Annotated in this window: 13 protein-coding genes; 8 read left to right on the forward strand and 5 right to left on the reverse strand. The window is 69.9% G+C overall.

The annotated features are described in order from the left end of the window. The first annotated feature begins 89 nt into the window (after window positions 1-89). Entirely contained in the window at window positions 90-1,145 is a 1,056-nt protein-coding gene (locus ACTWLI_RS08025; protein ID WP_445153401.1) for a TerC family protein, read from the forward strand. Between the two features lie 42 nt (window positions 1,146-1,187). On the opposite strand, the gene ACTWLI_RS08030 is transcribed toward ACTWLI_RS08025, so the two are convergent. The 3 genes from ACTWLI_RS08030 to ACTWLI_RS08040 form a co-directional block, all read right to left on the reverse strand. Next, on the reverse strand, window positions 1,188-2,597 hold the full coding sequence (locus ACTWLI_RS08030) for a S8 family peptidase (protein WP_445153402.1): 1,410 nt from the start codon (window positions 2,595-2,597) through the stop codon (window positions 1,188-1,190). 153 nt (window positions 2,598-2,750) lie between these two features. Then, a complete protein-coding gene (locus ACTWLI_RS08035) occupies window positions 2,751-3,722 on the reverse strand; it encodes a CapA family protein (protein WP_445153403.1) in 972 nt (323 codons plus the stop codon). 63 nt (window positions 3,723-3,785) lie between these two features. Further along, complete coding sequence (locus tag ACTWLI_RS08040; RefSeq protein WP_445153404.1) at window positions 3,786-4,037, reverse strand: DUF2630 family protein; 252 nt, start codon at window positions 4,035-4,037, stop codon at window positions 3,786-3,788. Between the two features lie 226 nt (window positions 4,038-4,263). On the opposite strand from ACTWLI_RS08040, the gene ACTWLI_RS08045 reads away from it, so the two are divergent. Next, window positions 4,264-4,830 carry a type 1 glutamine amidotransferase domain-containing protein gene (locus ACTWLI_RS08045; protein WP_445153405.1) on the forward strand — a complete coding sequence of 189 codons (567 nt, stop codon included), beginning with the start codon at window positions 4,264-4,266 and terminating at the stop codon, window positions 4,828-4,830. Window positions 4,831-5,017: 187 nt separating this feature from the next. After that, on the forward strand, window positions 5,018-5,434 hold the full coding sequence (locus ACTWLI_RS08050; protein ID WP_445153406.1) for a VOC family protein: 417 nt from the start codon (window positions 5,018-5,020) through the stop codon (window positions 5,432-5,434). Window positions 5,435-5,519: 85 nt separating this feature from the next. Here ACTWLI_RS08050 and ACTWLI_RS08055 read toward each other — a convergent pair whose 3' ends face one another. After that, window positions 5,520-5,756 carry a hypothetical protein gene (locus tag ACTWLI_RS08055; protein WP_445153407.1) on the reverse strand — a complete coding sequence of 79 codons (237 nt, stop codon included), beginning with the start codon at window positions 5,754-5,756 and terminating at the stop codon, window positions 5,520-5,522. Window positions 5,757-5,889: 133 nt separating this feature from the next. Here ACTWLI_RS08055 and ACTWLI_RS08060 point away from each other — a divergent pair, with 133 nt between their 5' ends. The 3 genes from ACTWLI_RS08060 (at window position 5,890) to ACTWLI_RS08070 (ending at window position 7,902) form a co-directional block, all read left to right on the forward strand. Next, window positions 5,890-6,237 (forward strand): cytoplasmic protein, encoded by a 348-nt coding sequence (locus tag ACTWLI_RS08060; RefSeq protein WP_445153408.1) that lies wholly within the window; start codon window positions 5,890-5,892, stop codon window positions 6,235-6,237. Between the two features lie 118 nt (window positions 6,238-6,355). Continuing rightward, on the forward strand, window positions 6,356-7,156 hold the full coding sequence (locus ACTWLI_RS08065) for an alpha/beta fold hydrolase (protein WP_445153409.1): 801 nt from the start codon (window positions 6,356-6,358) through the stop codon (window positions 7,154-7,156). Beyond that, entirely contained in the window at window positions 7,153-7,902 is a 750-nt protein-coding gene (locus ACTWLI_RS08070; protein WP_445153410.1) for an esterase/lipase family protein, read from the forward strand. Before ACTWLI_RS08065 ends, ACTWLI_RS08070 begins: the two co-directional genes overlap by 4 nt. On the opposite strand, the gene ACTWLI_RS08075 is transcribed toward ACTWLI_RS08070, so the two are convergent. Further along, entirely contained in the window at window positions 7,899-8,633 is a 735-nt protein-coding gene (locus ACTWLI_RS08075; protein ID WP_445153411.1) for a GAF and ANTAR domain-containing protein, read from the reverse strand. The two genes, ACTWLI_RS08070 and ACTWLI_RS08075, sit on opposite strands and share 4 nt — an antisense overlap. A 297-nt stretch (window positions 8,634-8,930) precedes the next feature. Here ACTWLI_RS08075 and mgtA point away from each other — a divergent pair, with 297 nt between their 5' ends. Both mgtA and ACTWLI_RS08085 read left to right on the forward strand, forming a co-directional pair. Further along, entirely contained in the window at window positions 8,931-11,705 is a 2,775-nt protein-coding gene (gene mgtA / locus ACTWLI_RS08080) for a magnesium-translocating P-type ATPase (protein ID WP_445153412.1), read from the forward strand. A 102-nt stretch (window positions 11,706-11,807) separates the two neighbouring features. Continuing rightward, the gene (locus ACTWLI_RS08085; RefSeq protein ID WP_445153413.1) at window positions 11,808-13,160 is read left to right on the forward strand and encodes a phosphoribosyltransferase family protein; all 1,353 of its coding nucleotides are present in this window, start codon (window positions 11,808-11,810) and stop codon (window positions 13,158-13,160) included. The last annotated feature ends 17 nt before the right edge of the window (window positions 13,161-13,177 follow it).

Genomic DNA, 13,177 nt, shown 5'->3' on the forward strand with positions numbered 1-13,177 from the left:
CCGCCCCTGAGCGGCCCGGCGGTGCAGGCCCGCAGCGGCCGGGAAAGACCTCCAGTTGGTAGCTACTGACTGGAAGCGGGTGTCCCCTGATGAATGTTCCCCTCTGGGCCTGGTTGGCCGTCCTGGCCGTGATTGTGCTGATGTTGGCCGTGGACCTGTTCGCGCACCGCAAGGCGCACGTGATCGGTGTCCGTGAAGCCGCCCTGTGGTCCGCCCTCTGGGTCGCGCTGGGTGTGGGTTTCGGTGCCCTGGTCTGGGTGCTCTATGGCGCCGAACTGGGCCAGCAATACTTCGCCGGCTACCTGATCGAGAAGTCCCTGGCCGTCGACAACGTCTTTATCTGGGCGATCATCTTCACCTATTTCGCCGTACCCCGTGAATACCAGCACCGGGTGCTGTTCTTCGGGGTGCTCGGCGCCCTGGTGTTCCGCGGCATCTTCATCGCCGCCGGCTCCGCGATCATCGCCAGCGCCGGCTGGGTGCTGTACCTGTTTGCCGCGTTCCTGCTTCTGACCGGCTACCGGATGATCCGGCACCGCAACGAGCAGCTGGACCCCGAGGAATCCAGGCTGCTGCGGCTCTTCCGCCGCCGGGTGCCCATGACGAACGACTTCCACGGCCAGCGGTTCCTGGTCCGTAAGAAGGGCGTCCTGCTGGCGACGCCGCTGCTTGCGGTGCTGGCCCTGATCGAGTTCACCGACATCATCTTTGCCGTGGACTCCATCCCCGCCATTTTCGCCGTCACCGACGAGGTGTTCCTGGTCTTCACGGCGAACGCCTTCGCGATCCTGGGGCTGCGGGCCATGTACTTCCTGCTGGCAGACCTGATCCACCGCTTCATCTACCTCAAGGTCGGGCTGGCGCTGGTCCTGATCTGGGTGGGCATCAAGATGCTCCTGAAGGTCGACCTCTACTACATCCCGACGCCGCTCTCGCTGGCGGTCATCGCCCTCATCCTGGGCGTCTCCATCGGGATGAGCCTCTGGGCCACCCGGGGCCAGGGGCCCAAAGCCCCGCCGGCGCCGGCGAACCCGCCGTTCGGGACCGCCTCGGCGGAGGAGATTGCCGGGCTGGAACCGCTGTGGCGGCGTGGATCCGGGGCCAAGGCGGCCGCCGGGCAGGGCCGGGACGGGACCGGGAGCTAGCCCGGCCGGCCCGTTGAAGGCGAGCCGGCCGGCGGAGGTGTCCTAGAGCCGCAGGATCTGGGTCAGGTAGCCGTAGTACTTCGCCCCGGCCGGGCGGAGCGGGTCGCCGACGAACCCGAAGCCCGGGTGGTGGTGATTGTAGGAGGCTGCGATGTCCAGGAACTGGTCCCGGACCTCCGCTCCGGAGCCTTCGCAGGAGCCCCGGTCGATGCACAGGGCCACGGCGCCGGCCACGGCGGGGCTGGCGAAGCTGGTGCCGTGGTTCACGCCGTAGCCGCCGGGCACCGTGGACAGGACGCAGACGCCCGGAGCGGCGACCGTGTGCCGGGTGTCGGCGGGGTTGGTGGCGAAATTGGAGAAGAACGCCGGCCGGTCGTCGAGCTGGCCGATGGCCCGCCAGTCGTCCTTGCCGCACTTGGGGGCCGCCAGGCCGTCCGGTTTGCCGTCAAAGTCCGCCATCGCGGTGGCGGTCAGCACCTCGTGGTAGGCCGCCGGCACCGTGCGGGCCAGGTCCGAGGCCTCGTTGCCGGCGGCCACGGCGTAGGTGACACCGGCGCGGACCGAGCGGCAGATGGCGTAGTGCATCGGGTCGGTGCCCTTGCCGCAGTTCGGCGTATTGGTGCCGGGGCCACCGATACTGATGTTCGCGACGGCGATGTCGTTGTCCTCGTCGTCGTCCTTGTGGGTCGACGTGACCCAGTCAATCGCGCAGATCAGGCTCTCCTCCGTGATGACCCCGGTGTTCGAGACCACCCGCACCGACCACAGCGGCGTCCCGGGCGCCGCGCCGATGATGCCGGAACCATTGTTGCGGGCTCCGATAACGCCCGCCACGGATGTACCGTGCCCCAGGACGTCCACCGGGGCGACCTCCACGGGTTGGCCGGAGGAGCAGTCGATGCCGCCCTGGACGTTGAGGTCCGGGTGCTTGCCGTCGATGCCGCTGTCGATCACCGCGACGTTGACCGCGGGGCCGTCGTCGGTGGTGCCGGCGCGGACGGCGTCCTTGGCCTCCTCGGGATCGCCGCCGATGCGCTGCCACCACAGCGGGGCAACCTGCGTGTAGGGGGCGGCCGGCTCCTCGGGTTCCTCGAAATGGCGCCCGGCGGTGACGAAGTCGACGCTGGGATCGGCCGCGAGCCGCTTGGCCTGGGACGCCGTCATCGACCCCGAGTAGCCAAGGACGGCGCTGCGGTAGACGGTGGTGGCGCGGAAACCGAACTTGCCCTGCTGGGCCGCTGCCAGGGCGCCGGCGTCCCCGGCCCCGTCCTTGAGCACCACGATGTAGTTCTGCACCGGTTCGGCGGCGGTTGACGGCGCCGCGGCCAGGATCCCGCCGCCGGCAGCGAGGGCGACGGCGGCAAGGGCGCCGACGAAGCCGCTGCCCCCGGTAAAGCGCCGTCCCCCTGGTCCGGCCGGGGGACGGGCCGCCGCCACGGATGTCTTCTGCAAATGCGGAAACAGAGTGCGAACAGCGTGGAACATCGTGGCCTCCCAGTAAGCATGGTGCTTTTCGAGTGCCCCCCGTCCATATCGTAGGACCTGGGGCGCGGAAATATCAGGGGGCAAACGCACTTCCGGGCGGGCGGCAGAGCGCCGAGGCGGTTACCGCGGCCGCAGTTCAAGACAGCCGTCGCGGGCGTTCCAGCTCCCGGCCGTGCCCAGCACCGCGCACAAACGGGTCATCCGGGCGGCGCTGTCGCGGGCGTCCCCGCGCGCCAGCCGGGCCTGGAACCCGGCAATCACGGTGGGAAAGAGCCGCAGCAGGTGCGGTACACCGTCGTCGGCCTCCAACAGGAAGATAAAAGACCGGTCGTTGCGCTCGACGGGGTCCACCGCGTAGTCGTCAATGAAGTCCCCGGCCCCGTAGATGACGGGCCGGCCGCGGTAGAACTCGACGCCGCGGACGATGTGGGGCGAGTGCCCGAACACGACGTCGGCACCCGCGTCGACCAGGCGGCGCGCCAGGGACCGGTGCTCCGGCGGGACGTCCGACCCCCAGTTGCCGCCCCAGTGCGCCGACACGATGAGCAGCTGCACGCCGGAGCTGGCCTCCCGCACCAGCTCCAGCAGCCGCTCCACCCGGTCCCCGAGCCGGGACACGGGGACGTAGTGGACGCCGGGGGAGCGGGCCGCGGCGTCCCAGTCCGGCTCGTTGTCCGTGAACGCCACGAAGCCGACGGCGGTGCCGCCCGCCCGCAGGACGGCCGGGCGCTGCGCCGCGGCCAGGTCCTCGCCCGCCCCGGCGTGCAGGATGCCCGCGGCGTCCAGCGCCGGCAGCATCTCCCGGAACGCGTCCGCGCCGTAGTCCAGGACGTGGTTGTTCGCCAGGGACACCGCATCGATGCCCGCCGCGGCCAAGGCGTGCATGTTCTCCAGGTCGCTGCGGAACGTGAAGACCTTGCCGGGCTCGGGCGCTCCGCCGTCGGCCAGCACGCACTCGAGGTTCGCGATCCTGAGGTCGGCCCGCCGCAGGACCGGCAGCGTGTCGCCCCACGGGTACTCCGGGCCGGCGGTTCTCAGCCGGTCGTTTACCAGCCGCCCGAGCATGACATCGCCGACGAACGCGATCTGCATGGCACCAGCATGCGCCGGCCGTCCGCAAACGGGAAGGACGGCGCTGCGTCCCGCCGGACCGGTTCAGCCGCTGTAGCCCTCGACCTGGGTGGTCGGCCGGGCTTCGGCGTCGTCCGGGTCTTCGCCGTACTGCCGCTTGGCGCGCCGCTGCCGCAGGAGGTCCCAGCACTGGTCCAGGTCCTCTTCGAGCTGCCGCAGGCGCAGCCGGTCCGGGACGTGGTCGTGGTCGGCGCTCGCGGACTCGGCCTGCTCCCGGAGCTCCCGCTCCTCGTCCACGAGGGAGGTAATGCGCTGGAGGATGTCCCGTTCGTCCATGATGTCCACTCCTGTTCTGTGAAGCTGCGGCTTCCGCCAGCCTAACCACCCGCCACACCCGTGGCCAGGGGGGCGATTGCCGGCCGGCAATCCCCGGGCCCAAAAATAGTCAGCTTGCTTGTTATTTTCCAACTTCCTAGAGTTGGACGTGCAAGGCACCAATTTCCCCGCGGGCCCTCCGGCGGCACACCTGCCGCCGGAACCCGCGCTGGCTGGAGGAGGACACATGTCGGAACACACCATTGCAGGCAAGAAGGTCGCATTTCTGCTGACGGACGGCGTCGAGCAGGTCGAGCTGACCAGCCCGTGGAACGCCGTGAAGGAAGCCGGCGGGGAACCCACCCTCGTGGCCCCCAAGAGTGGAAAGCTGCAGGGCTACGACGGAACGGAGAAGGGCGAGACGTTCGACGTCGACCTGACCGTGGGTGAGGCCAACGCCGCCGACTTCCACGCGCTCGTGATCCCCGGCGGCGTGGTGAACGCGGACCACCTCCGGGTGGACAAGGACGCGCAGGCCTTTGCCCGGGCCTTCTTCGAGCAGCACAAGCCGGTGGCCTCGATCTGCCACGGGCCGTGGCTGCTGATCGACGCAGGCGTGGTCAACGGCCGCAGCCTCACCTCGTACCACACGCTCCAGACGGACCTGAAGAACGCGGGCGCCAACTGGTCGGATGAGGAAGTGGTGGTGGACCAGGGCCTGGTCACCAGCCGGAACCCGGATGACCTGCCGGCCTTCAACAACAAGCTCCTGGAGGAAATCGCCGAAGGCGAGCACGCCGGCCAGACGGCTTAGCCGACGCCCGCCCCCGCCGGGGCAGCCGCCCGTTCAGGGGCGCCGACCGCAACCGCGGCGGCGCCCCTGCCGTTTAAGCCCCTATGAAGCGGACATTGTTTCGGGCAGGATATGCCTGTAAGCAGCGCCGGGCGCCTGTCGGCCCGTTCCGCGCCAGCCACCACACAGCCACCAAGGAGTCCCGGACATGACCACGCTCAACCCCTACCTTGGCTTCCGCGACAACGCCCGGGAGGCCATGACCTTCTACCAGTCCGTCTTCGGCGGAGAGCTGAACATGAGCACCTTCGCCGAATTCCAAGCCAGCGACGATCCTGCCGAGAAGGACAAGATCATGCACGCCATGCTGACCGGCGAAAAAGGGATGGTGCTGATGGGTGCCGACACCCCCAACAGCATGGACTACACGCCCGGCAACAACTTCTCCGTATCCCTCAGCGGGACCGAGGAGGCCGAACTCCGTGGCTACTGGGACAAGCTCTCCGCCGACGGCACCGTGACCATGCCCCTGGAGCAAGCCCCGTGGGGAGACACGTTCGGCATGTGCAAGGACCGGTTCGGCGTCGACTGGTTGATCAACATCGCCCCCGCCAAGACACAGTAGACACACCGGCGGCCGGCCGCCCCTGTCGGGGAGACCGGCCGCGGTCAACGGCCCAGCCCGGGCCTTGACGGCACAGCCCGGGGCCTCAGTCCGGGCTGGTATCGGTGGTGAGGCCGCGGTCGTCGGCCGTTTTTTCGTCGTCTTCCTCGGCCGGGCCCGGCACCTTGTGGGAGTCGCCCTCGCCGGGGGCGTGGCCTTCCTGCCCGGCGGGCGCCGGCGCCGACTTCTCTGCCGGGCTGCTTTCTTCGCGCGGGACGGGTTTTACGTCCTCGTCCACCCCGTCGCTGACGATGTCTTCCGGTTCGATCGGTTTGCTGCTCATGCGTTCCTCCGACGTTGGCCTGCGGGTTTCCACCCTCGCTGTCCCCTCCAAGCTACAGCGGGCGCCGCGCCGGAGTACAGGCCGCGGCCCGTGGGCTCTGGCGCGCCGCATCCGCCGGGTCTAGAGTCGCGCCATGGACCAGGATCCCGTGGTGACCAACCCCGAGCTGTACCGCGTGGTTTTCGAAAACGAACGGGTGCGCGTGCTGGACTACATGGACCGCCCCGGAGAAAAGACCGTGCCGCATTCGCACCCGGACAGCGTGATGGTGACTCTGAGCAGCTTCCGTCGGAGGCTCTCATCCGACGGGCGGGAGGTCGACGTCGAACTCCCCGCCGGTCTGGCGCGCTGGCTGCCGGCGCAGTCCCACTCCGGCGAGAACACCGGGGAGACCGAGACGCACACCATCTTCGTCGAACTGAAGGAGCCGGCCGCGCGGCCGGTGGACGGCCCGGCGCCGCTGGGCCCGTCGACCGGATAGCCCCGGACCGCAGCCGGGGCGCCCGCTTCCTCCGCCGTCCCGAGCGACGCCGGAGCCACGCGGGCATGCCGGCGTCGTGTATGTTTACACGACGCCGACAAGAAACGAGACGCCCACCATGACCAGGCCCGTGCGCATCGAGGTTGAGGCCGCCGGCCAGCTCGGCCACGTCTTCGCCTCCCGACGCCCCAGCGACGACGGCCCGGCAGCGCCCGCCGTCGTGCTGATCCACGGGATCGGTGTCTCGCACCGCTACCTGCGCCGGCTCCACAGCTTTCTTGCGGAGTCCGCCGACACCTACTCCATTGACCTGCCGGGTTTCGGCGGCACCCCCACCCCGGCGCACACGCTCACCGCGGCCGAGCAGGCCCGGTATGTCCTGGGCGCCATGGAAGAGCTTGGCGTGCCGGAGTTCGTGGTGGTCGGCCATTCGATGGGCGCGCAGTTCGCCGTGGAGACCGCGCTGCAGCAGCCGTCGCGGATCCCGCACGTTGTCCTGATGGGCCCAGTGGTCAACGACCGGCGCAACTCCGTCGCACAGCAGGCCCTGGATCTGGGACGGGACTGCCTGTTCTACGAAAGCCCGTCCTCCAACGCCCTGGTGGTCACCGACTACTTCCGCTGCGGTCCGCTCTGGTACCTGAAGAACCTGAAGGTCATGATGGACTACCGCATCGAGGAACGGATCGGGGCCGTGACGGCGCCGGTGCTGGTGATCCGGGGCGGCAACGACCCCGTCGCGCCGCTTGACTGGTGCCGGCGGCTGGCGGCGCGGGCCGCCGCCGCGGAGGTGGTCGAGATTGAGGGAACCGGGCACGTGGTCCAGCACAACCGGGCCGCCCAGGTCTGCGCAGCCATCCTTGCCTTCGCCGGCATCACCGCTGCCGGCACCGGGGAGCCCCAGGACTCCGCAGCATGAGTACTGCCCTGCAGATCGCCGGCTGGTGGGCCCGGGACTACGCCTACGCCGTCGGGCGGCAGTTGCGCAGCGCCGTCTCACGGGTCAGCCCGGACGAATTCCTCAGCGGCGACGGCCGGCCTGTCGTCGTCGTTCCCGGGATCTTCGAGGACTGGCGGTTTATGCTGCCGCTGATCGAGGAACTGCACGCGGGCGGGCATCCGGTGCATGTGGTGACGATGCTGCAGCGGAACCGGATCGCCGTTCCCCGGGCCGCCGCCCTCCTGGCGCATTACCTCAGCGAGCGGGGCCTGACCGACGCCGTCATCGTCGCCCACAGCAAGGGCGGCCTGATCGGCAAGTACGCCATGACGTTGCTCGACCCCGAGCACCGGATCAGCCGGATGGTGGCCGTGTGCTCGCCGTTTTCCGGGTCCCGCTACGCCGGCTTCATGCTGTTGCCGAGCCTGCGGGCCCTGTCTCCGCGGAACGCCGTGACGCTCCAGCTCGGCCGCGAACTGAGCGTCAATGAACGCATCACGTCCGTCTTCGGGCTCTTCGACCCGCACATCCCCGAAGGCAGCGTGCTGCCCGGGGCCCGCAACATCCAGCTGCAGACCGGCGGCCACTTCCGGATCCTGGCCCACCCGGAGACCATCCGCGCGGTCCTGGCCGGGGCCGACGCACCCGCACAGGCCCCGCACGGGCGGGGAACGACGCAGGCCCCGGGAGCGGCGAACGCCCCGGGGGAAACGCGGTCCGGCTAGTACTCGAAGTGGGTCCGGGCGGGACCGTGGCCCAGGCCGTCCACGATCGCGGAGGCGACCGTGTGCAGCTTGACGTTGCGGGTGCTGGACGCTGCCTTGAGCAGCTCGAAGGCCTCGGCCTGGCTGCAGCGGTTCTGCGCCATGATGATCCCGACGGCGACGTCGATCCCGGTGCGGGTTTCCAGCGTCGCCTTGAGGTTCTCGGCCGTCTCCGATGTCTGCGCGAAGCGCACCGCGAGCCGCAGGGCCATCGAGGTCTGGCTGACGAAGATGGTCGCCAGTTCCCGGGCGCGTTCATCAAACCGGTGCGGCCGGTGTGAGTACAGGTTCAGCGCGGCCCGGGTCCCGCCGTCCAGCTGGAACGGTACCGCCAGGATGGAGCGCATGCCGTGCTCGCGGACCCGGGCGGTGCACTCGGGCCAGCGCTCATCCTCGTCCAGGTCGGCCAGGTGCACCACCACCTGTTCCCGGGAAGCCGTCACACAGGGGCCGTCGCCCAGGCTGTACTGGATCTCGTCCATGGCCTGCGCGGCCGCACTGCTGCTGGCCACGGTGGCTGGTTTGCGCTGCCGGAGCAGGGTAATGCCGCACAGGATCTCGTCGCCGGGCTCGGAGAGGCTTCGGGCGGAGACCCTTGCGAGTTCGCCCAGGAACTCCTCCACGTCGGCACTGCTCAGCACCGCCTGGTGGAGGCGCTCGTTGATCGCTGTTGCTGTTGAGTCGGTGACCACTGTTCCTTTTGCCGTTTCGCTCAGGTCGAATCGACCCGGCGGCGCAGGCCACCACAGCAGGGAGTGGTTGCGGGAGCGACAGCCGGATCGAAGAAACTATCCAACGGCCTTCTGCTAAACCGTAACGGGACAAATTATATACAGGATTTGGTCGCTGTTTTGGTCAGCGCGCGCAGGATCCACAGCCCCGGTGTCGCCGGGCGGGCCTGCGGCGACACCGGGGCTGTGGACCCCATGACGCCGGAGCCGGTCGGACGTAGCCTTAGCGGTACCTCAACGTCGCCGGACGGACGTCGCATGCCACAGCCCGCACCACCACAGCCGCCATCCCGGCCCGCTCCCGGGACGCGGGGTACCCCAGCGCTGGCCGTCGCCGACGCCGCGGCCACCCCGGCGGCGGCGGTGCTGGCCGCCCTGGGCTCGTCGCCTGGCGGCCTTCCGGAGACGGAGGCCGCAAGGCGGCTGGCGGAGGTGGGACCGAACGCGGTCCGGTCCCACCAGGCCGGCGGCTGGTCCGTGCTGGGACGGCAATTCCGCAGCCCCATCCTGGTCCTCCTGCTCCTGACCGCCGGGCTGTCGCTCTTCCTGGGCGACACCACCAACGCGGTCGTGATCGGCGTGATCCTGTTCGTCAGCGTGGGACTGGGCTTCGGCAACGAGTTCCGTGCCGAGCGCGCCGCCGAGGCGCTGCACTCGCGCGTCACCCACCGCGCCGTCGTCTTCCGCGGGGGAACGGCACGTGAGCTGGACGTCACCGCCCTGGTCCCCGGCGACGTCGTCCAGCTCGGGCTGGGGGCGGTCATTCCCGCGGACCTGCGGCTGCTCACGGCCAAGGACCTGCTGTGCGATGAGAGCATCCTCACCGGCGAGTCCCTGCCGGTGCCCAAGGACCCGGCGCCGGTGTCCGGCGGTGCAGCCCTGGGCGACCTGACCTCGTGCCTGTTCATGGGCACCGTCATCCAGGCCGGCAGCTGCACGGGCGTGGTGGTGGCGACCGGCGGCCGGGCGGAGTTCGGCCGGATCGCGCTCGGCCTGGGCGAACGGCAGCCCCAGACCGAATTCCAGCTCGGGCTCAAACGGTTCTCCTTTCTGCTCCTGCAGGTGGCGGTGGGCCTGACGTCGCTGATCTTCGTGGCGAACCTGCTGCTGCAGCGTCCCGTGCTCGAATCCCTGTTGTTCTCGCTGGCGATCGCCGTCGGCATCACGCCGCAGCTACTGCCCGCCGTCGTCAGCACCAGCCTGGCCACCGGCACCCGGCAACTGGCCAAGCGCAGGGTGCTGGTCAAGCGGCTGGTGTGCATCGAGGACCTGGGCGACCTCGACATCCTGGTCACGGACAAAACCGGGACCCTGACCGAGGGGCGGATCAGTTTCACGGCGGCCCTGCCCGTGGGTGACGGGGCCACCGCGGAGGACGTGTTCCGGCTGGGACTGCTCGCCACCGAGGCCGACTACGCCGAGGCCAGACGCTCCGTCGTCGGCCAGAATCCGCTGGACGCGGCCCTCTGGGCGTCGCCGGGCGCGGCCGGTTTCGAACCGGGCCGCTACGAACGGCTCGACGTCATCGATTTCGACCACCAGCGGCGGCGGACGTCCGTGCTGGTGCGCGACGGCGGCGGCCCCGCCCGGATCATCACCAAGGGCTCGCCGGAAGACGTCCTCAAACTCTGCGCCCCGGTAACCGCGGCGGTGCGGGCGCTGCTGGACGAGCAGTTCGACGCCGGCTCCCGCGTGGTGGCCGTGGCCGCCCGCGACGCCGCCGGCATGACCGACATGGGCCCGGCTGACGAAAGGGACCTGCTCCTCGCGGGCTTCCTGGTGTTTCTGGACAAGCCCAAGGCCAATGCGCGCGAGTCGCTGGACAGGCTGGAGGCGCTCGGCATCACGGTCAAGATCGCCACCGGGGATAACGCCAAGGTGGCGGAGCGGGTCTGTGACGAAATCGGCGTGCTCTCCGGCGGGACGCTCACCGGAGCCGAAGTGGACGCCCTGTCCGACCCGGAGCTGGGCGCCGCGGCCCGCGAGGCCAGCATCTTCGCCCGGGTCTCGCCCGAGCAGAAGGCGCGGATCATCCGGCTGCTGCGCCAGAGCGGCGGGGCGGTGGGCTTTATGGGCGACGGCGTCAATGACGCGCTGGCCCTGCACCACGCGGACATCGGCATCTCCGTGGACAGCGCCACGGACGTCGCCAAGGACGCGGCCGACGTCGTGCTGCTGGACAAGGACCTGGGCGTGCTGGCCGACGGCGTGATGGAAGGCCGGCGGATCTTCGCGAACACCATCAAGTACGTCCTGATGGGGACCTCGAGCAATTTCGGCAACATGTTCAGCGCGGCCACCGCCTCGGTGGTTCTGAGCTTCCTGCCGATGCTGCCCGGCCAGATCCTGCTCAACAACCTGCTGTACGACACCGGGCAGCTGGCGATCCCCGGCGACCGGGTGGACAAGGAGCAGCTGCTCGCGCCCGCGCACTGGAATATCGGATTCATCCGGCGCTTCATGCTCCTCTTCGGGCCGATCAGTTCGCTCTTCGATTTTGCGACCTTTGCGCTCATGCTGCTGGTCTTCAATGCCGCGCCGGGGGAGTTCCGGGCCGGCTGGTTCATTGAATCGATCGCCACCCAGACCCTGATTATTTTCGCCATCCGGACCCGCCGCGTCCCGTTCCTGCGGAGCCGGCCCTCGGCAGGGCTGCTCTGCGCGTCGCTCGGTGTGGTGGCAGCCGGTGTGTTCCTTCCACTGTCCCCGCTGGCCGGGGTGCTGGGGTTTGACCCGCTGCCGGTACCGTTCTTCCTGGCCCTGCTGGGCATGACCGTTGTCTACCTGGTGCTGGTGGAACTGGCCAAGCAGTGGTTCTTCTCCCAGGTCGCGCAGCAGCCCGCCGTTCCGGCGCTGCGGCGGGTCCGGCGCAGGGGTAAAGACCACCGCGTTGCCCGCCGCGCCGCCCGATTCAGCACCCCGGATGCCACGGCCCGGCACGGTCGGCGCGGACCGTTGACACCCCGCCGGGGCAGGCAGTCCCGGAGCCGTCGAAACCGGGTCCAAGGGCCCTCACGCCCCCGAAACTCCTGACAGATAGTGAGAGGAACCGGCCAAGCTGGTCCGATGCCCGGCCTGTGGCGCGCAGCGCTGGAGGAGCCCCAACGGTCGGCGCCCGATTGGAAAGCCAAGACAATGAGCATTTTTGAAGACAGGGTCGATGCCGGGCGGCAACTGGGGCGGCGGCTGGCGGACCTGCGGGGTCAGGACATCGTGGTACTTGGGTTGCCCCGCGGCGGCGTTCCGGTGGCATTCGAGGTAGCTGCGGCCCTGGACGCGCCGCTGGACGTGATCGTGGTGCGCAAGCTCGGGCTGCCGTACCAACCCGAGCTGGCCATGGGGGCGATCGGTGAAGGCGGGGCGAGGGTCCTGGAGGAGCATGTGCTGGCCCAGGCCCGGGTGGGCGAGCACGAGCTGCAGGCGGTCGAGGACCGTGAGCGGGCGGTGCTGGAGAACCGGGTGGCGAAATTCCGCAAGGGCCGGCCCCGCCAGGATCTGACCGGACGCGTCGCCGTGATTGTCGACGACGGCATCGCCACCGGCTCCACGGCGCGGGTCGCCTGCAGGATCGCCAGGAAGCTGGGCGCGGCACGCGTGATCCTGGCCGTCCCGGTGGCGCCGGCCGACACCCTCGCCGTCCTCACCGAACCCGATGAGGTGGTGTGTCTGGCCACGCCGCGGCACTTCGCGGCCGTCGGCTACCACTACCGCGACTTTTCGCCGACCGAAGATGATGAAGTCATCCAGTTGCTCGACGCAGCCGACCGGCGGCGGAAGGATTCACCGCCGGCGGCGGGCACGGCCCCGCTGGCCGACGAGAACGCGGCCGAGTTCGACGAGGAAGTGGAGATCCCTTCCCGCGGCGTCCGGTTGCAGGGCCACCTGCACCTGCCCGTCCCGGCGCGCGGTGTGGTGCTTTTCGCTCACGGCAGCGGCAGCAGCCGGCACAGCCCGCGGAACCGCTTCGTGGCCGGTGTGCTCCAGCGCGCGGGGCTGGGGACGCTGCTGCTGGACCTCCTCACACCGGGGGAGGAACGCAACCGCGCGAACGTCTTTGACATCGAGCTGCTGGCGCGGCGGCTGTCCTCGGCCACCGACTGGCTGGGCAGCCGGCAGGACACCGCGGACAGTGCCATCGGCTATTTCGGGGCGAGCACGGGAGCCGGCGCCGCCCTCTGGTCCGCCTCGGAGCCTTCGGCGCGGATCGCCGCCGTCGTCTCCCGCGGCGGCCGCCCGGACCTGGCCGGGCCGAGGCTCTCCGCCGTCCGCGCGCCGACGCTGCTGATCGTCGGAAGCCTGGACTACGAGGTGCTCGAGTTGAACCGGAAGGCGAAGGCGGCGATGCGCTGCCCCAACCAGCTTGCCGTCGTGCAGGGTGCCACCCACCTGTTCGAGGAGCCCGGCACCCTGGCCGCCGCCGCGATTCTGGCCCGAGACTGGTTCACCAAATACCTGCTGCCGGCTCCGGAGCCCGGGGCACCGGCCTAGCGGAGCACCCGCCGGGG

The organism is Arthrobacter sp. Hor0625 (genome assembly GCF_052567525.1).